The sequence below is a fragment of the Marinovum sp. E3 genome (assembly GCF_055755275.1).
Genome location: NZ_CM146908.1, coordinates 3,288,214 through 3,310,000, shown reverse-complemented (window position 1 = coordinate 3,310,000; position 21,787 = coordinate 3,288,214). Strand labels below are relative to the sequence as shown.

The window sequence follows — 21,787 nt, the reverse complement described above, 5'->3', positions numbered from 1 at the left end:
GCTACTGCATTTCCGACACTTGTCCACTCTTGGCCGCGGGCGTGCCCGGGGCGGGGCGCTCTTGCAGGAAGGCGAGGATCCGGTCGATGGCGCCGCGTTGCCCGAGGATGGTGTTGTGATCGCCGGTGTCGAGCAGGGCGAGCCGCGCCCCGGGCCAGGCCGCGCCGATGCCGGCCACGTCCGAGACCGGCACCGCATAGTCGTTGCGGGCATGGATCACCAGCAGTGGCTCCGAGCGGCGCGCGGCCAGCGGCTGCCAGGGGATGTCGATCGGATAGGGGGCGCCGAGCCGGCTGACCTGGGCCACGAACCGCGCCAGACAGCGCCGCCGCAGGCCGTATTGCCGGCCGGCGAAGCGCACCAGGTTCGGCAGGGTCAGCGGCGCCGAGAGAAACACCAGCTTTTTCGCGAGCGGCACATCCTCCATTGCCAGCAGGCTGGCGTTGCAGCCGACGCAATGGGCGATTACTGCGTCATACGGGCCGCCATGGGCGCCCACCTCGCGCACTGCCCCGACAATCGCGCCGAAGCTGCACAGCCGGGGCTTCGGCCCGAGATGGCCGGGCAGGACCAGAAGATCGACCGATGCCCCGGTTTCGCGCAGGCAGCGCAGAAGGCGGCCGAACTGCCGGACATGGCCATTGTGGCCGGGCACGATCAGCAGCCGCCGGGCCGGAGCCGACCCGGCCACCCCGCCAAAGCGCAGCAGCACCTGCCGGCCCGCGGGCACAATCGCGAAACCGGGGTCGGTCTCCGCCCTGGCGATGAAACTGCCCGACGGCGTGAGGTAGCGCCGCGCCAGCAGCCGTGCGGTCGCCGCCGGGCACAGGCGCGCGGCGGCTGACAGGCAGCGGCGCCGGAGACTGTGCCGGCCGGCGCGGGACACCGGAGCCCAGTCGAAGGGTATGACGTCCCCGGGGGAATGGTGATTGGCCATTGCTCTTTAAGGTTGTGGCATTCAGGCCGTTTATTCTTGCCAATTGTGACGAAATTGCGGCGGTTCGACGGAAGCGGCCGTTGCGCTTCCATCGTGCCGGGCGCCGTTCTAATGTGCGCGCATGACGAGCTCCCCCCGATTCATCCATCTTCGCACCCATACCGAATATTCGCTTCTGGAAGGCGCCATGCGGCTCAAGAAGCTGCCGGGCCTTTGTGCCGAGATGGGCATGCCGGCGCTGGCGGTGACCGACAGCAACAACCTGTTCTGCGCGCTGGAATTCTCGGTCGGTGCCCAGGCTGCCGGGGTGCAGCCGATCATGGGATGTCAGGTCGATGTGGCCTATGTGGCGCTCAACCCGGGCGACAAGCCGGTGGACCCGGCGGCGGTTGTTCTTCTGGCGCAGAACGAGCGCGGCTACGAGAACCTGATGAAGCTCAACACCTGCCTGTATGTCGACAAGGGCGGGCAGGTGCCGCAGGTGACGCTGGAGGAGCTGGCGGCCAATGCCGAGGGGTTGATCTGCCTGTCGGGCGGGCCGGACGGGCCGGTGGGGCGGCTGCTCCGGCGCGGCCAGAGGCCGGCGGCCGAGGCGCTGATGGAGCGGCTCAAGGGGATCTACGGCGACAGGCTTTATGTCGAGCTGCAACGCCATCCCGGCGAAAGTGGATTGCCGGAGGCCGAAGCCCGGTCTGAGCGCGGGCTTGTCGAGATGGCCTATGCGATGGCGCTGCCACTGGTGGCGACCAACGACGTCTATTTTCCCAAGCCCGAGATGTACGAGGCGCATGATGCGCTGATCTGTATCGCCGAGGGGGCCTATGTCGATCAGCAGGACGCCCGGCGGCGGCTGACGCGGGAGCATTATTTCAAATCGCCGCAGGAAATGGCGACGCTCTTTGCCGATCTGCCCGAGGCGCTGGAGAACACCGTCGAGATCGCGCAGCGCTGTGCTTTCGGCTGCTATCGCCGCGACCCGATCCTGCCGAAATTCGCCGATGACGAGGTGGCCGAACTGCGCCGCATGGCCAACCAGGGGTTGCAGGCTCGTCTGGCGGTGATCCCGCATGCGGTTTCGGTCGAGGACTACCAGAAGCGGCTGGATTTCGAGCTCGGTATCATCGAGGGCATGGGGTTTCCCGGGTATTTCCTGATCGTTGCCGATTTCATCCAGTGGGCCAAGGACAACGACATTCCGGTGGGGCCGGGGCGGGGCTCGGGTGCCGGCAGCCTCGTGGCCTATGCGCTGACCATCACCGACCTTGACCCGCTGCGCTATTCACTGCTGTTCGAACGCTTCCTCAACCCCGAGCGGGTCAGCATGCCGGACTTCGACATCGACTTCTGCATGGATCGTCGCGAAGAGGTGATCCGTTATGTGCAGGAGAAATACGGCCGCGACAAGGTGGGCCAGATCATCACCTTCGGTGCGCTGCTGTCGAAGGCGGCGGTGCGCGACATCGGCCGGGTGTTGCAGATGCCCTATGGCCAGGTCGACCGCCTGTCCAAGATGATCCCGGTCGAGGGGGTCAAGCCGGTCTCGATCGAGAAGGCCTTGCAGGATGAGCCGCGGCTGCGTGAAGAGGCCAGGAACGAAGAGGTGGTCGACCGGCTGCTGACCTATGGCCAGCAGGTCGAGGGGCTTTTGCGCAACGCTTCGACCCATGCCGCCGGGGTGGTGATCGGCGACCGGCCGCTGGATGCGCTGGTGCCGCTCTATCAGGATCCGCGCTCGGACATGCCGGCGACCCAGTTCAACATGAAATGGGTCGAACAGGCCGGGTTGGTGAAGTTCGACTTTCTGGGCCTCAAGACCCTGACGGTGATCCAGAATGCCATGGACCTGGTGTTCAAATCCGGTCGGCCGCTGCATGTCTCGGCCGGGGGCGTCGAACTTTACGAGCCGGCAGAGGGCGCCGAGAACCAGATCAACGCCATCCCGCTCGATGACGAGGCGACCTACAAGCTTTATGCCGCCGCCAAGACCGTCGCCGTGTTCCAGGTGGAAAGCTCGGGCATGATGGATGCGCTCAAGCGGATGAAACCGACCTGCATCGAGGACATCGTTGCGCTGGTGGCGCTCTATCGTCCCGGCCCGATGGAGAACATCCCGGTCTATTGCGAGGTCAAGAACGGGCTGCGCGAGATCACCTCGGTGCATCCGCTGATCGACTATATTCTGGAAGAGACCCAGGGGATCATCGTCTATCAGGAGCAGGTGATGCAGATCGCCCAGGTCATGGCGGGCTATTCGCTTGGCGGCGCCGACCTGTTGCGCCGCGCCATGGGCAAGAAGATCAAGGAGGCGATGGACGCCGAACGGCCGAAGTTCGAAAAGGGCGCGGCGGAAAACGGTGTCGAAAAGAAGAAGGCCACCGAGGTCTTCGACCTGTTGGAGAAATTCGCCAACTACGGGTTCAACAAGTCGCACGCGGCGGCCTATGCGGTGGTCAGCTACCAGACCGCCTGGCTCAAGGCGAACCACCCGGTGGAGTTCATGGCCGGGGTGATGAACTGCGATATTCATCTGACCGACAAGCTCGCCACTTATTTCGAGGAGGTCCGCAAGGGCCTCGGCCTGCCCTGGGTTCCGCCCTGCGTGAACCGTTCGCAGGCCAGCTTCGACGTGGTCGACGGCGCGCTGGTCTATGCGCTGGGCGCGTTGAAGAACGTCGGGCTGGAGGCGATGAAGCTGGTGGTCGAAGGCCGGCAGGGCCTTGGCCACGAGGCCCCGGATCAAGCCCGGGGCGCGAAGGAAAAACCCTTTGCCACGCTCTACGATTTTGCCCGTCGCGTCGATCTCAAGCGGGTCGGCAAGCGGCCGCTGGAGATGCTGGCGCGGGCCGGGGCCTTTGATCAGCTCGATCCCAACCGCCGCCGGGTTTTCGAATCGCTCGATGCGCTGGTGAATTATTCGGCGGCGGTGCACGAACAGAAGAATTCCAACCAGGTCTCGCTCTTTGGCGAGGCCGGCGACGACCTGCCCGAGCCGCGTCTGGCGCCGGTGAACGACTGGCTGCCCGCCGAGCGGCTGGCCGAAGAGTTCAAGGCGGTGGGGTTCTACCTCTCTGGCCATCCGCTCGACGATTACATGGCCTCGCTCAAGCGCAAGGACGTGATGACCCTCGACGAGGTCATGGCCAAGGCCGAACGCAGCCCCTGCGTTGCCAAGCTGGCCGGTGTCGTCGCCGGGCGGCAGGAGCGGAAATCGGCGCGCGGCAACCGCTTTGCCTTTTGCCAGCTTTCCGACACCACCGGCGCCTATGAGGTCACGCTGTTCTCGGAAACGCTGGAGAAATCGCGCGAACATCTCGAGACCGGGGCCAAGGTGGTGGTGACGGTCGAGGCGACGATGGAGAGCGACCAGCTCAAGCTGCTGGGCCGGTCGGTGGCGCCGATCGACGCGGCGGTTGCGGATGCCGGCACGATCGGCCTCAAGGTCTTTGTCGAGGAACCGGGGGCGATTCCCTCGGTCGCCACCATCCTTTCCGAGGCGGCGGGCAAGGTGCAAAAGGCGGCGCGGGGCCCGATCTTTCTCTACCTGATGGACCCGGCCCTGCCCGGCGAGGTCGAGATCGACACCGGTGCGGAATTTCCGGTGAACCCGGAAATCAAGGGCGCATTGAAGAGCCTGCCGGGGGTGATGGCGGTGGAAGAGGTCTAGGGTCCGGTTTGGCCGGTCCGGCGCATCGAGACGGATTGCGCATGGGCGAGGACCGGGGGGTCCCGGATCAGGTCCGGGACGCGGTCAGGCGAAATAGGCGCGGCGGATCAGGTTCAGCCCGGCCAGCAGCAGCACCGCCAGCGTGGCGCGGCGGAACACCTCCTGCTCGATCCGGTCGGACACCCGTCCGCCCAGCCACATGCCGATCATCGCCGGCACGCAGAGCCAGGCGGAAAACAGCAGCGTTTCGCCGCGGATCACGCCGCTGCCGGAATGTGCCACCAGCAGCAACACCGCGCCCAGCCCGAAGGCCACGCCCTGAGTGCGCATCTGCAACCGCTTTTCCGTGTGCAGCGCAGTGAGATAGGCCACCAGCGGCGGCCCCCAGACGCCGGAGAGCCCGCCGATAAAGCCGGAAACGCCGCCCAGAACGATTTCGACCCAGGGGGTCTGGCGGCTCAGCCGCAGGCGCAGCCCCATGAGCTGCACCAGGCTGAAGAGCACCATCGGCAGACCGATCGCCAGAAACAGCACCCAGACCGGCAGAAAGGCATACAGCTGCGCCGAGGCCACCAGCATCACCGCGCCGGCCAACAGGTAGATGCGGAACTGTCTGACCGAGGCCACCGCCGGGCCTACCCCCTGGCGCAGCGCCTGGGCGCCGTTCGACAGCAGGGTCGGCAGGATCAGCCCGGCCAGCGCCACATCCGGCGGCAGGAAGATGCCCAGGAGCGAAATCATGATCATCGGCATGGCAAAACCCACCATGCCTTTGATCACCCCGGCCAAAAGCGCGACCATGCCGCTGGCGGCAAGGATCAGGATGGTGAATTCGGGCGATGGTGCTTCCATGCCAGCGCCCTACCATGCCCGATCCGCCGCCGCATTCGGAAAGTGCGTGGGTAATTTTTGCAATGACTGGCGATGAAAAACGTATTTTTGTTGCGCTGCGACTGCGAAGGCATTATGCACGTGCAGGATAGCAGAAGGATGACGATTCATGGCCCATGACGGACAGGACGTGACCGTGGAGGCAAGTGTGCAACTGCCCGATCTTCTTACCCTTACCGGCGCGGCGATTGCCCCGGTGGCGGCGATCTTCGACAAATCCCGCGCCCATCTGCGGGCTCTCGTGGTTTCTGATGGCCGGATCTCGGCCAGACTGGTCGAGGCCAATCAGGATGCGGCGCATGGTCTGGCCTGGCTGGCCACCTATCTGGAATCGCTCAGACAAATGCAGGGTTGGGCCGAGCGGATGGCGGCCGAGGGCCGGTTCGGCGAGCTTGAGGCGCTGATCCATCAGATTGCCTTTGGCGAATATCTCGCGCAGATCCGCGGCGGCATCCCGATGAACCAGGGCGAGATCGTGCGGCCGCGCGATTTCGGCGTCGATGCCGCGGAGCTGGCGGTGCTCGACACGCCCGAGATCGAGACCCTGCTGACCCGCGCCAATACCACTGCCGCGCGGATGCGGCTGGTCGAGCTTATGCAGGCGCAGCACGGGGCGACGATGTTCGGCGCCTCCGGTCTGGATGAAGAGCTCGAGATGATCCGCGACCAGTTCCGCCGCTATGCGGTCGAAAAGGTCGAGCCTTTTGCGCATGAGTGGCACCTCAAGGACGCGCTGATCCCGATGGAGATCATCGAGGAACTGGCCGAGATGGGCGTCTTTGGCCTGACCATCCCCGAGGAGTTTGGCGGTTTCGGTCTCTCCAAGGCCTCGATGTGCGTCGTTTCGGAAGAGCTGTCGCGCGGCTATATCGGTGTCGGCTCGCTGGGCACCCGTTCCGAGATTGCCGCCGAGCTGATCCTTGCCGGCGGCACCGATGCACAGAAGGCGCATTGGCTGCCAGCGCTGGCCTCGGGCGAGAAGCTGCCGACGGCAGTTTTTACCGAGCCCAACACCGGCTCTGACCTTGGATCGCTGCGCACCCGCGCGATCAGGGACGAGACCGGCGATTACAGGGTGACCGGCAACAAGACCTGGATCACCCATGCCGCGCGCACCCATGTGATGACCCTTCTGGCGCGCACCGACCCGGAAACCAGCGATTACAAGGGGCTGAGCATGTTCCTGGCGGAAAAGACGCCGGGTGACGAGGCCGATCCCTTCCCCACCGAAGGCATGACCGGCGGCGAGATCGAAGTGCTGGGTTATCGCGGGATGAAGGAATACGAACTCGGCTTCGACAACTTCCATGTGAAAGGCGAGAACCTGCTTGGCGGCGAAGAGGGCAAGGGCTTCAAGCAGCTCATGGAGACCTTTGAATCCGCCCGCATCCAGACTGCCGCCCGCGCCATCGGCGTGGCGCAATCGGCGCTCGATGTCTCGATGCAATATGCGCTCGACCGCAAGCAATTCGGAAAATCTCTGATCCAGTTCCCCCGCGTCGCCGGCAAGCTGGCGATGATGGCGGTCGAGATCATGGTTGCCCGTCAGCTGACCTATTTCTCGGCGCGAGAAAAGGACGAGGGGCGGCGCTGCGATCTCGAGGCCGGGATGGCCAAGCTCTTGGGCGCGCGTGTCGCCTGGGCGGCGGCGGACAACGGGTTGCAGATCCACGGCGGCAACGGATTTGCGCTGGAATACACCATCTCGCGCATCCTGTGCGACGCCCGCATCCTGAACATCTTCGAGGGCGCGGCGGAAATTCAGGCGCAGGTGATTGCACGCCGATTGCTCGATCCCCGCTGACGCGGAAGCGCCCGCCCGGTTCGCCGTCCGCCCCTTGCCCGATGTGTTGCCGGTCGACCTCCGCTGACGAGGCCGCAACGGCCGCTTCGCAAGGATGTCGAAGCCGAAGGAAGCCACCCGGCCAACAGCCGGGTGGCGCCAGCCAATTGATGCCTCAGGACATCTGCTCTCGACGCAGGAGGATCACCGTTCCGGCCGGATCCGATGTCCAGTGTCCGACCACATTGGTCAGCGGCTCCAACTCGTCCCGGCTGGGGCTGCCGAGGCGCGACAGGGCGGCGTCGGGATCGTCGTCGAACAGTTCGATCCACACATCCGTCTGGCTCTGCTGCGGGACGCGATCGATCCACAGGGTCATGTTTCCGAATTCGAACCCTATACTGGTGTCCAGCTCGCGGGTGACCGTCAGCCCCACCTTGTCGCGATAGAAGGCCACGGTCTCCGACCAGCGGTGCAGGGGCACCTTGATGGCCAAGTTCTTTCCCGGTTCCATGCGTTGCCTCTCCCCTTTCAGCAATCGATTTACCTGTAGAATCCGTCCCGCAGATTGATCCCGTGCTCCAGCCAGGCCTTCATGGCGCAGAGCATCCCGGTCCAGCCTTCGCAATTGCCGAAGCACGAGGTCAGACCTGCCTCTGTTTCCGGCCAGCCAAATTCGCTGATCCGCACCAGCGTGCGACCGTCGTCCAGTGGGCTGAATTCCATGGTCACGGTCGTCCAGGTGGCGGTTTTCCCGTCCGCCTCCCATTGCAGCACGATTTTTCGGTTGGGAACGACCTCCTGCACCAGAACAGGGAAGGCGCCGGGAAAATCATGAAAGTCCCAGGTTACCTCGGCCCCGGTTTCCAGCCGGCCCCGTGCCCCGCCGGTGGTGAAATACTGCGATAAGCGATCAGGGGCGACCACGGCCTCGAAAACCTCCTCGATGGGTTTGGCGATGCGCCCGGCCACGGTGAACTTCAATTCCATGAGACGAATCCTCTTTGCTTCCCCCTCATCATGTTATAAAAACATAACATGTCAATCGACGATAAATTTGATGCCTTGTTCAAGGCGCTTGGCCATCGGGCGCGGCGGCGCATCCTCGACCTGATCAAGGACGGCCCGAAGACCACCGGCGCCCTTTGCGAGGCGCTGACCGATCTCGACCGCTGCACCGTGATGCAGCATCTTTCGGTGTTGGAGAAAGCCGGCCTGGTGGTTGTCGAGCGGCGCGGCCGGGAACGCTGGAACCATCTCGATGCCCTCCCGATCCACGACGTTCAGAAGCGCTGGATCGGGCCTTATGCGGCGCACGCGGTCAGGATGCTCGCGGATCTGGAGGCGCTGGCCGAAACCGAGGCAAGATCGGCGGGCACTGCCGACAAGAGCAAAGTCTGAGTTGCAGCAGAAAGCCCGAACGGGGTGACCGGTCTGCTGTGTCCGCACGCAGACCTTTAGTGTGACACGCCCACGCGGAAATCTGCGTGAGCCATCGCTCGGTGACACGCCGACCGCACTGCGCCGGCGCAGTCGCGATGCACCGCATCCGGTACGGGGCTTGGGTTCTTGGTGCGCGCTTCTTATGACGCGCGGTGGCTGGCGCGGGCAGGTGGACACCCGGGATGTCCCGGCCCCCAGACCTGATGAGCATCCCGGGTGACCAGCCGCTGTTGCAGGGCATCAAGCTCGCGCAGGGCCAGTTGGGGCGTCCCGGTGCGGGCGAGCGCCCGGTCGTAGGCGCGTCGCGCGGATTTGGCGCCCCAGGGAAGCACCGCCGACGCCAGCCAGCGCCGCAGCTCGCGCGGCAGGTTGTCATAGGCGCGCATCGGATCGGCGCGGTGCCGCCGGCGCCGCAAGGAGGTATCGCCGGAATTGCCGGGCGGGGTCTGGGTCATGAAAGGCCGTGTCGGAAGGATCGTGTTCCGATACGTAATGTAATAACGTAACTTCCGTCAAGCCGCGAAGAGACCCGGGCAATGCCGGGTCTCGGGCGCTCAGGCCGCGCGGTGTTTCAGAACCGCAAATTCGCTGGAAGTCAGATTGCGCCGGGCATAGGCACCGTAAGCCTGCGGATCGTGCTCGACCTCGGGCAGCCCGGCGATCAGCCGGGCGCGGTCCTCTGCGTCCAGGGTCGAGAGCTGGGCGCTGGCCGGATGGAAGCTCTCGGTTTTCAGGCCATTGGCCCAGAGGATTTCGTGCCGGGGCAGCAGCAGGTGCACATAGGTCACCTCGCGCGCGGCATAATCGGTCTGGGCGCAGGGCGTGTCGGCCAGATCGCGGGCGGCCACCAGGACCTCGGGTGTGTTGAACAGCGCCTCGATTTGGGCGCCGCGCAGCAACAGCCGATGCTGCGGCGAGACCAGAAAGCTGGTTTCGGGCCTGTCGGTGCCGAAGGCGCCGGCGAAAATCCGCACCGGACGCAGTTCGGGCATGGCATAGAGCCGCGCGCCCGTCATCCGCCGCGCGCCGGTCCAGAGCACCTCTTGCGGGCCATTGTCGCGCGTCAGAACCCGGTCGCTTTCGCGCAGTTCCTCGACCGGACGGGGGCCATCGGGGGTGTCTATCAGGGTGCCGGGGGTAAAGCAGATGACGCCGGGGTCGTCGGCCTCGGCGCGTTGTTGATGCGCCAGGTCGAGGCTCACCACCCAAAGCGGCATGTCGCGCGGCGGCATCTCGCCCACAAACATCAGCAGGCGTTCGCGCCCGGCCGGAATCACCGTGATCGCATAGCTTCTGAGCCCGTCGGTGACGACAAAGCAGCTCTCGTCCGCCGGCGCCGGTCTTGCCTCGGGGGGTGTGCTCTGCTGTCCGGTGAGTGCCGTGCCCACCAATCGTTGTACCTTGCGTGCCGCGCGTTTGCGCAGCGCTTCGTTTCCGTCCGCTCCCTCGAGCCGCAAGACATCATTGGGGCCATCGACGCACAAAGCGTCGCCCTGCCAGCTCCAGCCTGCACCGACCCTCAGGGATGAGAGTGATGCCGCGGCGAAACCGTCGATTTCTGTCTGCGACCAGGAGATGACAAACGTGCCGCGATAGCCCGCTTTCATTCCCAGCTCTACCTCAATTATATTTTTATTGCCTCATCTATACCAAGGTTTCCGTGGTTTGGAAATGCGTAAGCCATGCGCGGGAAACAGCCGTTGCAATCTTGCCGAGACTGGACGGACGGCCCCCGCCTGGGATATGCCCGCGCCATGAAACACGCTGTCGCTTTCAGGGCGCTGGCCTTGGGGGCCGCGCTGATCGGGCTCTCGGGTTGTGGCGATCCGCTGTCGGGCGTCGACCGCCTGTCCGATCTCGAGCTGGCCGAGGATCCGCCGGCCGCCGTCGCGGCCGCGCCGACGTCGCCGAACGAGCCGGTGGCCCGCCCGGGCCTGTTCAGCCGCATGCTGGGCGGCGGCGGGGCCGGGCGTGAAGCGCCGCCCTCGGTGCCGGCCGGAACCTTGCTGTCCTTCGGCCAGGTCAAGCCGGTCTGCGATCTGCCGCGCGACAAGCGCGGCGCCGAGATCGCGGCCTTTCCCGAACCGCGTGCCGCCTATCGCCTTTATGACAGCGCGCCGGGCAAGACCACGCCGCATCCGTTCTACATCACCGGTTTCGACGATGGCTGCGCGCGCACCTTTACCGCCGCTGTCGCCATGTTCGGGGCACCGGGCATGCATGAGATGCTGCGCTATGGTCTGCCGGCCGAGGTGCATCCCTATTCCGCCACCGACACCGCCTATGAACAGATCAAATCGCGGATCTGTCGGGTGGCCAGCGGCAAGCCCTGCGGCGAGCGGGTGAGCAAGCTCGAGAAAGACACCGTCTTTGTCAGCGCCTACGAGCGATACGGCGACAATGCCACCTGGTTCGAGATGTTGCTGCACCGCGGCGACGTGATCGAGACCGACGTCAAGAGCGGCGGCACCTGAGCCTCAGTAATGCGGCGGGCGTTCGTCGCCCAGCACCACGCCGCCAGGCTGCTCCGACTGGCGTTCGGCCTCGCGGTGCATCAGCATGTCGACCTGCTGGCGCAGGCGGGCGATTTCGCCGTCCTGTCGGGCGATCACGTCTGACATGTCATCCATCATGCGGATCAGGTGGGCGAGGCGTTCTTCGACGCTGAGCAGGGGATCGGTCATGGGGTGGGTTATAGCGCAATGGCGGGCGGTGTCGCGCTGAAATGCAGGGGCGGGGCGCTTGCCCCTTGGCGGCCTTCCGGCTACACGGACGCGCGAGAAGAGAACCCGGAGCCTGCCATGGCCAAGCAGAAGAAACAGCCCCGCCCCAAGGCGATCACCCCCAAGGGATTTCGCGATTACTTCGGGCATGAGGTCACCGAGCGGGCCGAAATGCTTCAGACCATTGCCGGGGTGTATCATCGCTACGGGTTCGATGCGCTGGAGTCGTCGGCGGTGGAAACCGTCGAGGCGCTGGGCAAGTTCCTGCCCGATGTCGACCGCCCGAACGAGGGTGTCTTTGCCTGGCAGGAAGAGGATGAGAGCTGGCTGGCGCTGCGCTATGACCTGACCGCGCCGCTGGCGCGGGTCTATGCGCAGTACCGCAACGATCTGCCGACGCCTTACCGCCGTTATGCCATGGGCCCGGTCTGGCGCAACGAAAAGCCCGGCCCGGGGCGGTTCCGCCAGTTCTATCAATGTGACGCCGATACCGTCGGCGCGCCCTCGGTGGCAGCGGATGCCGAGATCTGCGCCATGCTGTCGGACACGCTGGAAGCGGTGGGGATTGCGCGCGGCGATTATGTGGTGCGGGTGAACAACCGCAAGGTTCTGAACGGCGTGCTCGAGGCGATTGGGCTGAGCGAAGACCTGCTTCTAAACCCGCGCTCAATGACTGTTGGCGAAGCTGCTGAAGCGCTTTATTCGGAGATGGTTCGGAGAAACATCGAGAGAATTGCGAAAGATGACGTCCTTCGTCAGATCGACAAATTCGACAAAGTTGGTGTTGAAGGCGTGAAGGCGCTACTGACAAAGGGCCGCAAAGATGCGTCCGGGGCTTTCATTGACGGTGTTGGCCTGATCAACGAGGCAGCAGATAGAGTTATCCGGTTCCTTACGTCCAAGGCCAACAGTTCGAGTGAAACCATCGAAAACTTGCGCGAAGCCGTTGGAAACAGTCAAGTCGGCGCCGAGGGCGTCGCCGAGCTGGAACAGATCGCCGCGCTCCTTGCGGCGCAAGGCTATGGCCCCGACCGGATCGAGATCGACCCTTCCGTGGTGCGCGGCCTCGGCTATTACACCGGCCCGGTGTTCGAGGCCGAGCTGACCTTCGAGATCACCGACGAAAAGGGCCGGCCGCGGCAGTTCGGTTCGGTCGCCGGCGGCGGGCGTTATGACGATCTGGTCAAGCGCTTCACCGGCCAGGCGGTGCCTGCGACCGGGGTGTCGATCGGGGTCGACCGGCTGCTCGCCGCGCTGCGCGAGAAAGGCCGGGTCTCGACTGCCGAGCGCGGCCCGGTGGTGGTGACGGTGATGGACCGCGACCGCATGCCGGAATACCAGACCATGGTGGCCGAGCTGCGTCAGGCCGGCATCCGCGCCGAGGTCTACCTCGGCAATCCCAAGAACTTCGGCAACCAGCTCAAATACGCCGACAAGCGGCAGTCGCCGGTGGCGGTGATCGAGGGCAGCGACGAGGCGGCGCGCGGCGTCATCCAGATCAAGGACCTGGTGCTTGGCGCGCAGATCGCGGAAAATGCCACGCTCGAAGAGTGGAAGGAACGGCCCTCGCAATTCGAGGTGCCCCGGTCCGAGCTTGTCGCCAAGGTGCGCGACATCCTGAAGGCGCAGAGCTGATGCCGGAAAGAGCTGCGATCATCGAGGAAGCCCAGCGGCTGCGCGCTGGGTTCGAAGCTTCGGGCGCCAAGGTCGTGCAGACCCCGGTGCTGCAACCCGCCGAGACCCTGCTCGACCTCTATGGCGAGGATATCCGTGGCCGGGCCTATGTCACCGCCGACGCGCTGCGCGGCGAGCAGATGCTGCGGCCGGATTTCACCGTGCCGGTGGTGCAGATGCACATGGACGCGATGAAAAACGGCGCGGTGGAGCCGGCACGCTACACCTATTCCGGCGCGGTGTTCCGCCGGCAGGACGAGAACCCGGAGCGCGACAGCGAATATTTGCAGGTCGGCTATGAGGTGTTCGACCGCTCGGAGCCGGCGCTGACCGAGGCGGATGTCTTCGTGCGGATCGCCGGCGCGCTGGGCGATCTGCCGCTGCGTGCCGCCACCGGCGATATCGGCTTGCTGAAGGCCGCGGTCGAGGGGCTCGACACCACCGAACGCCGCAAGGCGGCGCTGCGCCGTCACATCTGGCGCCCGCGCCGCTTTCGTGCGCTGCTCGAACGGTTTGCCGGCCGCAGCCCGGCGCCGGCCAGCCGCGCCGCGCTTCTGGCGCACGCAGACCCGATGGCGCGCATGGGCCAGCACGTCGGGCTGCGCAGCGAAACGGAGATTGCCGCGCGCATCGCCGGGCTGCGCGAGGATGCCGAGACGCCGCCGCTTTCGGTGGCGCAGGTCGATCTGATCGAGGCGCTGCTGGCGGTGCGCGAGACGCTGCCGCATGCGCTCGAGCGGCTGCGCGACATTGCCGTCGATCTGCCCTGGGTGGCGCATGCGGTCGACCGGCTGGCGGCGCGCTGCGAGGCGCTGGCCCGGCGCGGGGTGGACATCGACGGGCTGGAATTCGAGGGCAGCTACGGCCGCACCTCGATGGAATATTACGACGGTTTCGTCTTTGGCCTCTATGCCGAGGCGCGCCCCGACCTGCCGCCGGTGGCCACCGGCGGACGCTATGACGCGCTGACCGCGGCGCTGGGCGGCGGCCGGTCGATCCCGGCGGTGGGCGGGGTGATCCGCCCCGGCCTGGTGTTGAAGCTCTCGGAGGGCCGGCGATGACGATCAAGCTGGGGGTGCCGTCCAAGGGGCGGCTGATGGAAAAGACCTTCGACTGGTTCGGCGCCCGCGGCGTGACGCTGCAACGCACCGGTTCCGAACGCGAATATTCCGGCGCCGTGACCGGGGCCGAGGGCGTCGAGCTGGTGCTGCTTTCGGCGGGCGAGATCCCGCGCGAACTGGCGGCCGGGCGCATTCACCTCGGCGTCACCGGCACCGATCTGGTGCAGGACAAGCTGCCGATCTGGGAACAGCAGGTCGAGCCGCTGGCCGAACTGGGATTTGGCCATGCCGACCTGATCATCGCGGTGCCGGCCTGCTGGGTCGATGTCACCACGCTGGACGATCTCGATGCCGCCGCCGCCGCCTTTCGCGCGCGCCACGGCTTCCGGCTGCGGATCGCCACCAAGTATCACCGGCTGGTGCGCGAGTTCCTGCGCGAGGCCGGGGTCGCGGATTACCAGCTGGTGGACAGCCAGGGCGCGACCGAGGGCACGGTCAAGAACCTCACCGCCGAAGCCATCGCCGATATCACCTCGACCGGCGAGACGCTGCGCGCCAACCACCTGAAGATCCTGTCGGACGGACTGGTGCTGAAATCGCAGGCGACGCTGTTCCGCGCCCGCGGCGCGGCGCTGGACCCGGGCGACCGCAAGGCGCTGGACGGGCTGCGCGAGACGCTGGGGCTGGGCGGCTAGGTTTCCGGCGGGGCGCGGTGCGCACGGGTTGTCTTGCGTTCACGCCACGCAGGCGCTGGGGGCGCTGCCCCCAGACCCCCGGCGGTATTTTCAAAGAGAAGAAGACCGGGGTCAGAGCACGCCGATCTCGGCCAGCGCGGCGTTGAGGCTGGCGGGCAGGGGGTCTTCTTTGCGGGCGCGATCCGACAGGTCGGCCGGGGCGTCCGCGGCGGTGAGATAGCGCCAGCCCTGGAAGGGGCGGCGCGGCATCGGCGTGGTGCGGGTGATCTCGGGATCGAGCACAATGCCGCAGCGCGGAATGCCGTCCTGGCCGATGACCTCGTCAAGCCGGATCACCCGTTGGCGGGCGAGGCAGACGCCCTTGAACACCCAGTAGAGCGAGCCGCCGGCGAGCAGTTCTTCTGCCCGCTTGGGCCACATGCGGGTGACATGGCGGGGCAGCTTGTCGGGCAGGTCCCTGCGGCGCTGGGCCTGCCACCGGGCAAGATCGTCGGGCGTTTCGGTGCCGACACAAAGTTTGATAAGATTGATGTGGTCACTCATGCGAATCCCGCCCCCTGCGGTCCATCTATTGTAGGCCGGCCTCGGGCGGCTTCAAGTTGTTGTGCTGTTCTCTAGTTATCGGTATCTTGGACACCTTCTGAAAAAAGGGAATCGCCCCATGACCCGCTTTGCCGCCCCGATCGCCGAACAGATCTGGGATATGAAATACCGTTTTAAAGAGGCGGACGGCACGCCGGTCGATCTCTCGGTCGAGGATACCTGGCGGCGGATCGCCCGCGACATCGCCCGCGCCGAGGCCGAGCCGGAGCTGTGGGACGCGCGGTTTTACGCGGCGCTGGAGGATTTCAAATACCTGCCGGCCGGGCGGATCACCGCCGGGGCGGGCACCGCGCGGTCGGTGACGCTGTTCAACTGCTTTGTCATGGGCACCATCCCCGACAGCATGGGGGGCATCTTCGACATGCTGAAGGAAGCCGCGCTGACCATGCAGCAGGGCGGCGGCATCGGCTATGATTTCTCGACCATTCGGCCCAAGGGCGCCGGTGTGACCGGGGTGGCGGCGGATGCCTCGGGCCCGCTCAGCTTCATGGATGTCTGGGACGCCATGTGCCGCACCATCATGTCGGCCGGGTCGCGCCGGGGCGCGATGATGGCCACCATGCGCTGTGACCACCCGGATATCGAGGATTTCATCGGCGCCAAGCAGGATGCCGCGCGGCTGCGCATGTTCAACATGTCGGTTCTGGTGACCGATGCCTTCATGGCGGCGGTCAAGGCGGACGGGTCCTGGGACCTGCACTTCGATGGCAAGGTCTATCACACCATCCAGGCCCGCGACCTGTGGAACCGGATCATGAAGGCGACCTATGAGTACGCCGAGCCCGGCGTGATCTTCATCGACCGGATCAATGCCGCCAACAACCTGAGCTATGTCGAGCAGATCGCCGCCACCAACCCCTGTGGCGAGCAGCCGCTGCCGCCGTATGGCGCCTGCTTGCTGGGTTCGATCAACCTGGCGCGGCTGGTGAGTGATCCGTTCTCGGACGCCGCGCATATCGACGAGGCGGCGCTTGATACGCTGGTCGCCACCGCGGTGCGGATGATGGACAACGTGGTCGATGTCTCGAAATTCCCGCTTGAGGCGCAGGCGCAGGAGGCCGCGGCCAAGCGGCGGATCGGTCTCGGGGTGACCGGGCTGGCGGATGCGTTGCTGATGAAGGGGCTGCGCTATGGCTCTGACGCGGCGGCGGCACAGACCGAGCGTTGGCTGAAGCGGATTGCCCGTGCGGCCTATCTGGCCTCGGTGGAGCTGGCCAAGGAGAAGGGCGCCTTTCCGTTGTTTGATGCCGAGAAGTTCCTGGCCAGTGGCACCATGCGCGCCATGGACGAGGACGTGCGCGCCGCGATTGCCGAACATGGCATCCGCAATGCGCTGCTGACCTCGATCGCGCCGACCGGGACGATCTCGCTTTATGCCGGCAATGTCAGCTCGGGGATCGAGCCGGTCTTTGCCTATCGCTACACCCGCAAGGTGCTGCAAAAGGACGGCACGCGGACCGAGGAGGAGGTTGTCGATTACGCGGTGCAGATGTGGCGCGAGATGAAGGGCGATGCCCCGCTGCCCGACTATTTCGTCAACGCCCAGACGCTGGCCCCGTCGGAACATGTGAAGATGCAGGCGGCGGCGCAGAAGTGGGTGGACAGCTCGATTTCCAAGACGATCAATTGCCCCGAGGACATCTCTTTCGAGGCTTTCAAGGACGTCTACATGCAGGCCTATGAGACCGGCTGCAAGGGCTGCACCACCTATCGGCCGAATGATGTGACCGGGTCGGTGCTGAGCGTGGCAGAGGGCACGGAAAAGGTTCCGGCGGAGGCCCCGGAGCAAGTCCGGGGCGCGGGGGGGCAGGATGCCGAGGTGGTCTATATGTCCGAGCCTCTGGATCGGCCGCAGGAGCTGGAGGGATCGACCTACAAGCTTAAATGGCCCGACAGCGAGCATGCCATCTATCTGACGATCAACGATATTGTCTTGGGCGGCCACCGCCGGCCCTTCGAGGTCTTCGTCAATTCCAAGAACATGGAGCATTTCGCCTGGACGGTGGCGCTGACCCGGATGATCTCGGCGGTGTTCCGACGCGGGGGCGACGTGTCTTTCGTGGTCGAGGAGCTGAAGGCGGTCTTCGATCCGCGTGGCGGCGCTTGGGTGCAGGGCAAATACATCCCCTCGATCCTGGCCGCGATCGGCGGCGTGATCGAACGCCACATGATCGCGACCGGCTTTCTCGAGGGCGAGGGGATGGGGTTGAAAACCGATCCCACGGCCAAGGTGGTGGGGCTGGAAAGCGGCACCCGCGGCAAAGCTTGCCCGTCCTGCGGGCAGTTCGAGATGCGGATGATCGAGGGCTGCATGACCTGCGCGTCTTGCGGGCATAGCAAGTGTAGTGGTTAAAAGGCTTAGTCCAGTTGCTTTGCAGTCCGTAGAGCAATGAATGCTTTCACGAGGGGTAATCCGCGAGATTGCACCCTCGTGAAGTGCCTATAATCGACCTCGGACATTTTCGGAGAATTCTATTCGACGATGTTTTCACGGCTTGTAAGGCCGAACACACCCATTTTGTCCGCAACGGGAACTCAAAGTTATCGCCTTTGAACGCGCGGGTAGCAGGCCCGATGCGGTGTAGCCCTCATACAGCGCAACCGTATCGGGCCTGCGGTCTTTCAGGCGATAGGCTTCGTTCCAGAGTAAGGTGGACAAAAAATGACCAACGCAGTCGCGTGATGGTTTGCTGCTCGCTTGGCGCGCTTATTCACTTCGTTCCGGATGACCCTACGGCGGTGCGATGTGGAACATCCAGCTTGCGGCCGCGACGATGACGGCCATCCCCGTGCTCATCGTTTTTGTCATCGCCCAGCGTCAGTTCGTCGAAGGACTGGCCCATACCGGACTGAAAGGCTGATCCCATGGCCCAAGTAACCTTCTCGGACGTGCAAAAAGCCTATGGCGCGGTCCATGTGATCCACGGCGTCGAGATCGACATCGCCGACGGCGAGTTCGTCGTCCTCGTCGGCCCCTCGGGCTGCGGCAAGTCCACGCTGCTGCGGATGCTGGCGGAGCTGGAGACCATCAGCGGCGGCGAGATCGTGATCGGCGACAAAGTGGTCAATGATCTCGAGCCCAAGCAGCGTGACATTGCCATGGTGTTTCAGAACTACGCGCTCTATCCGCACATGACGGTCGCGGACAACATGGGCTTTTCTCTGCATCACCGCGGCGCCTCGAAGTCCGAGATCAAGGAGCGGGTCGATTGGGCCGCCAGAATCCTCGGCCTCGAGCCCTATCTCGAACGCCGCCCCGGTCAGCTCTCCGGCGGGCAGCGCCAGCGGGTCGCGATGGGCCGCGCCATTGTGCGCGACCCCAAGGTGTTCCTTTTCGACGAGCCGCTGTCGAACCTCGACGCCAAGCTGCGCGTGGTAATGCGCGGCGAGATCAAGGCGCTGCACCAGAAGCTGAAGACCACCACGATCTACGTCACCCACGACCAAGTCGAAGCGATGACCATGGCCGACAAGATCGTGGTGCTGAACGGTGGTCGGATCGAGCAGATAGGCTCCCCTCTCGATCTCTACGACAATCCGGTCAACCAGTTCGTCGCCGCCTTCATCGGCTCGCCTTCGATGAATTTCATCGACGGGCATATGGAGGCGGCGCAATTCATTGCCGGCGATGCGCGGCTGCCGGCCCCGGCCGCCTTGCCTTCCGGCAAGCCTGTGGTCTACGGGGTCCGCCGGGAGCATTTCCGCCTCGATCCTCAAGGCGGGATCAGGGCCGAGGTTGTTGTGGTCGAGCCGATGGGCTCGGAAACTCAAGTCACCATGTCGATCGCCGGCCAGAAGGTCTTTGGCGTGTTCCGGGAACGGATCGCGGCGCAGCCCGGCGAGGTTTTGAGCCTCGGGGTCGATCAAGTGCATACCCATCTCTTCGATGCAGCCACTGGATTGCGCCTCGCGGCGTGACCGTCATCCCGCCGCCCTGGCAACCGACCCTGCCGCCGGCCATGGGCCCCGCGCGGACCGCTCGGGTCTTAACTCCAGAGGCGCACGGAGGGGCACCGATTGCGCCGCGCTCGGCCCCGCCGCTCGTTCAATCGCCGTCGGCGATGCCGGCCTGCCGGGCCCTGGCGCGGCGGGCGCGGTAGCTGGGCACCACGACCAGCAGGATGGCCACCACCAGCAGGCCCAGCGTCATCGGCCGGTCGATGATGAAGCTGACGCCGTCGTAGAGCTGCATCGAACGGGCGAAGTTGTCTTCCAGCATCCGGCCGAGGATGAAGCCGATCAGCAGCGGCGCCAGCGGGTAATCGGCAAACCGCAGGATGGTGGCGCAGATCCCCATGCCGACCAGGATCAAGAGCTCGGTTGCGTTGTTCTGGCCGATGTAACTGCCCATCAGGGTAAAGAACAGGATGAAGGGAATCAGATAGTTGCGCGGGATCGCCAGCACCTTGGCGATATAGGGGATCAGCGGCAGATTCAGCACCAGCAGCACCAGGTTGCCGATGTACATCGAGATGATCACCGCCCAGAAGATCTGCGGCTCGTCGATCATCAGCCGCGGTCCCGGCGTGACATTGAGCGCGATCAGCGCGCCCAGCAGGATCGCAGTGGTGCCCGAGCCGGGAATGCCCAGCGTCAGCAGCGGCACGAAAGAGCCGGTGCAGGCTGCATTGTTGGCGCATTCCGGCGCGGCCAGGCCCTTGACCGATCCCTTGCCGAACTCGGCCTGCTCGTCCTTGGAGGCGATGTTGCGCTCGACCGCGTAGCCGAGGAACGAGGCAATGGTGGCCCCCGCCCCGGGCAGGACGCCGATGAAGAAGCCCTGAATCGACTGGCGGCCGATCACCGGCGCGATCTGGCGCGCCTCGGGGCGCGAGATGCGCAGGTTCTCGATCTTGCCGTTGCCGCTGCCCTGGGCCGAACGCGCCGGGTTGAGTACAAGGAACAGCGCTTCCGGCAGGGCGAACATCGCCATTGCCAGGGTGATGAAGCTGAAGCCGGATTGCAGATCCATCAGCCCCATGGTGAACCGCGGCATGTTGAACAGCGCGCCTTCGCCCACGGTGGCCATGATCAGGCCAAGCAGCGTCATCAGCACCGCCTTGGCCACGTTTCCGGTGCCGGCAAAGGCGGCAATCGCCGAGAGCCCCACCACCATCAACGCGAAATATTCCGCCGAATGGAACAGCAGTGCCACGGTCGAGAGCATCGGTGCAAAAACCATCAGCAGGATCGCCCCGATGGTGCCGCCGCAGAACGAAGCGATGGCGGCGATGGTCAGCGCCTTGCCGGCCTGGCCGCGGCGGGCCATGGGATAGCCGTCGAAACTGGTGGCCACGGTGCCGGCCACGCCGGGCGCGTTGAGCAGGATCGACGAGGTCGAGCCGCCGAAGATCGCGCCGTAATACACCCCGGCCAGGAGGATCAGCGCTGCGGAAGGATCGCCGATGGTGATCGCCACCGGGATCATGATGGCGATGATCGACATCGGGCCCAGCCCCGGCAACATGCCGATGAAGGTGCCGATCAGACAACCGGCAATCACCATGATCAGGTTTTGCAGCGAAAAGGCAGCGCCGAGGCCGATGAGAAGACCTTCAATCATGTCTCGTGCTCCTTACAGGAAAAATGGCAGCGGGCGCAGGAAGATGCCCAGGACCTGCTCGACCAGGTACCAGACCACGCCGGTGGCGAGGCCGGCGACCGGCAGCAGGATGTGAAACTTGCGTTCGCCCAGAATGGCCCCGCCCAGGGTCAGGAAGCCAGCGGTGGCCAGCAGGAACCCCGCCGGGCGCAAGAGCAGCGCATAGGCCGCCATCAGCGCCAGCAGCGCCAGCGCCGGGACCAGGTGGTAGTCGGGCAGGCGACGGTAGTCGATGTCGGGCGCCTTGTCGCTCTCGGGCGCTTTCTCGAGCCCCAGCAGGATCACCAGCGCGGTGAGAATGGCCAGCACCGAAAGCACCTTGGGAAAGGTGCTCGGCCAGATCGGATTGCGCTGCATGAAAGGCGGCAGCAGATGGTCCATGGTGAAGAACGCCGCATAGGCGTAGGCGAGTGCCACACAGAGTATGACGAAGGCGATCCAGCGATCGAGGGCCATTCCAGGTCTCCTGAGGGGTCTCTGCCGGCCTCGGTTCGGGGCGCTGCCCCGCCGCCTGCGGCGGCCCCCCGAGGGTATTTTCGGCAAGAGGAAAGACAAATTTAACCAAATGCGCGGTAATCTGGGTCCACGGTACAGGCTGAGGAGCCGATGACCGTGCAAGGGGAAGGCGCTGCCTTCGGGAAGGGGAGACATGGCGTCCCCCCTTCCTCTTGCTGCAAATACCGCGGGGAGCGCGAGGGGCTGGCCCCTCGC

General features: G+C 65.2%; 19 protein-coding genes. 9 read left to right on the top strand and 10 right to left on the bottom strand.

Annotated elements, in window-relative coordinates; genetic code table 11:
• Position 1: 1 nt before the first annotated feature.
• Entirely contained in the window at positions 2-937 is a 936-nt protein-coding gene (locus AC0J5K_RS16205) for a hypothetical protein (protein ID WP_274565750.1), read from the bottom strand.
• Positions 938-1,058: 121 nt separating this feature from the next.
• Here AC0J5K_RS16205 and dnaE point away from each other — a divergent pair, with 121 nt between their 5' ends.
• Entirely contained in the window at positions 1,059-4,601 is a 3,543-nt protein-coding gene (gene dnaE / locus AC0J5K_RS16200) for a DNA polymerase III subunit alpha (RefSeq protein ID WP_274565751.1), read from the top strand.
• Between the two features lie 84 nt (positions 4,602-4,685).
• Here dnaE and AC0J5K_RS16195 read toward each other — a convergent pair whose 3' ends face one another.
• Positions 4,686-5,453: a sulfite exporter TauE/SafE family protein gene (locus AC0J5K_RS16195; RefSeq protein ID WP_074839143.1), complete on the bottom strand. Its 768-nt coding sequence runs from the start codon at positions 5,451-5,453 to the stop codon at positions 4,686-4,688.
• A gap of 148 nt (positions 5,454-5,601) precedes the next feature.
• Here AC0J5K_RS16195 and AC0J5K_RS16190 point away from each other — a divergent pair, with 148 nt between their 5' ends.
• Positions 5,602-7,296, top strand: a complete 1,695-nt coding sequence (locus AC0J5K_RS16190) for an acyl-CoA dehydrogenase family protein (RefSeq protein WP_074839146.1) — start codon at positions 5,602-5,604, stop codon at positions 7,294-7,296.
• 154 nt (positions 7,297-7,450) lie between these two features.
• Here AC0J5K_RS16190 and AC0J5K_RS16185 read toward each other — a convergent pair whose 3' ends face one another.
• Together AC0J5K_RS16185 and AC0J5K_RS16180 are read right to left on the bottom strand one after the other, a co-directional pair.
• Complete coding sequence (locus tag AC0J5K_RS16185) at positions 7,451-7,789, bottom strand: VOC family protein (protein WP_274565752.1); 339 nt, start codon at positions 7,787-7,789, stop codon at positions 7,451-7,453.
• 29 nt (positions 7,790-7,818) lie between these two features.
• Positions 7,819-8,265, bottom strand: a complete 447-nt coding sequence (locus AC0J5K_RS16180) for an SRPBCC family protein (protein WP_274565753.1) — start codon at positions 8,263-8,265, stop codon at positions 7,819-7,821.
• Between the two features lie 48 nt (positions 8,266-8,313).
• Between AC0J5K_RS16180 and AC0J5K_RS16175 the strand changes: the two genes are divergently transcribed.
• Positions 8,314-8,676: an ArsR/SmtB family transcription factor gene (locus tag AC0J5K_RS16175; protein WP_274565754.1), complete on the top strand. Its 363-nt coding sequence runs from the start codon at positions 8,314-8,316 to the stop codon at positions 8,674-8,676.
• Positions 8,677-8,858: 182 nt separating this feature from the next.
• Here AC0J5K_RS16175 and AC0J5K_RS16170 read toward each other — a convergent pair whose 3' ends face one another.
• Positions 8,859-9,173, bottom strand: a complete 315-nt coding sequence (locus AC0J5K_RS16170) for a DUF6525 family protein (protein WP_274565755.1) — start codon at positions 9,171-9,173, stop codon at positions 8,859-8,861.
• Between the two features lie 99 nt (positions 9,174-9,272).
• Positions 9,273-10,325, bottom strand: coding sequence for a Hint domain-containing protein (locus AC0J5K_RS16165; protein ID WP_274565756.1), 1,053 nt, complete (start codon positions 10,323-10,325; stop codon positions 9,273-9,275).
• A gap of 147 nt (positions 10,326-10,472) precedes the next feature.
• Between AC0J5K_RS16165 and AC0J5K_RS16160 the strand changes: the two genes are divergently transcribed.
• Positions 10,473-11,192, top strand: coding sequence for a hypothetical protein (locus AC0J5K_RS16160; RefSeq protein ID WP_074839162.1), 720 nt, complete (start codon positions 10,473-10,475; stop codon positions 11,190-11,192).
• 3 nt (positions 11,193-11,195) lie between these two features.
• Here the strand turns inward: AC0J5K_RS16160 and AC0J5K_RS16155 are convergent, their stop codons facing one another.
• Positions 11,196-11,402, bottom strand: a complete 207-nt coding sequence (locus tag AC0J5K_RS16155) for a SlyX family protein (RefSeq protein ID WP_048533383.1) — start codon at positions 11,400-11,402, stop codon at positions 11,196-11,198.
• Positions 11,403-11,519: 117 nt separating this feature from the next.
• On the opposite strand from AC0J5K_RS16155, the gene hisS reads away from it, so the two are divergent.
• Genes hisS through hisG form a run of 3 tightly spaced genes read left to right on the top strand, consistent with a single transcriptional unit; the run spans position 11,520 to position 14,871 of the window.
• A complete protein-coding gene (hisS, locus tag AC0J5K_RS16150) occupies positions 11,520-13,076 on the top strand; it encodes a histidine--tRNA ligase (protein WP_274565757.1) in 1,557 nt (518 codons plus the stop codon).
• Positions 13,076-14,176 carry an ATP phosphoribosyltransferase regulatory subunit gene (locus AC0J5K_RS16145; protein ID WP_274565758.1) on the top strand — a complete coding sequence of 367 codons (1,101 nt, stop codon included), beginning with the start codon at positions 13,076-13,078 and terminating at the stop codon, positions 14,174-14,176. The genes hisS and AC0J5K_RS16145 overlap by 1 nt, the downstream gene beginning before the upstream one ends.
• The gene (gene hisG / locus AC0J5K_RS16140; protein WP_048533380.1) at positions 14,173-14,871 is read left to right on the top strand and encodes an ATP phosphoribosyltransferase; all 699 of its coding nucleotides are present in this window, start codon (positions 14,173-14,175) and stop codon (positions 14,869-14,871) included. The genes AC0J5K_RS16145 and hisG overlap by 4 nt, the downstream gene beginning before the upstream one ends.
• 111 nt (positions 14,872-14,982) lie before the next feature.
• Here the strand turns inward: hisG and AC0J5K_RS16135 are convergent, their stop codons facing one another.
• The gene (locus tag AC0J5K_RS16135) at positions 14,983-15,414 is read right to left on the bottom strand and encodes a DUF1489 family protein (RefSeq protein WP_074839172.1); all 432 of its coding nucleotides are present in this window, start codon (positions 15,412-15,414) and stop codon (positions 14,983-14,985) included.
• 118 nt (positions 15,415-15,532) lie between these two features.
• Here AC0J5K_RS16135 and AC0J5K_RS16130 point away from each other — a divergent pair, with 118 nt between their 5' ends.
• Positions 15,533-17,827 (top strand): adenosylcobalamin-dependent ribonucleoside-diphosphate reductase, encoded by a 2,295-nt coding sequence (locus tag AC0J5K_RS16130; protein WP_274565759.1) that lies wholly within the window; start codon positions 15,533-15,535, stop codon positions 17,825-17,827.
• A gap of 512 nt (positions 17,828-18,339) precedes the next feature.
• On the top strand, positions 18,340-19,392 hold the full coding sequence (locus AC0J5K_RS16125; RefSeq protein WP_074836088.1) for an ABC transporter ATP-binding protein: 1,053 nt from the start codon (positions 18,340-18,342) through the stop codon (positions 19,390-19,392).
• A gap of 127 nt (positions 19,393-19,519) precedes the next feature.
• On the opposite strand, the gene AC0J5K_RS16120 is transcribed toward AC0J5K_RS16125, so the two are convergent.
• Positions 19,520-21,037 carry a tripartite tricarboxylate transporter permease gene (locus tag AC0J5K_RS16120; RefSeq protein ID WP_074836086.1) on the bottom strand — a complete coding sequence of 506 codons (1,518 nt, stop codon included), beginning with the start codon at positions 21,035-21,037 and terminating at the stop codon, positions 19,520-19,522.
• Between the two features lie 12 nt (positions 21,038-21,049).
• Entirely contained in the window at positions 21,050-21,532 is a 483-nt protein-coding gene (locus AC0J5K_RS16115; RefSeq protein WP_048533362.1) for a tripartite tricarboxylate transporter TctB family protein, read from the bottom strand.
• Positions 21,533-21,787 lie beyond the last annotated feature (255 nt).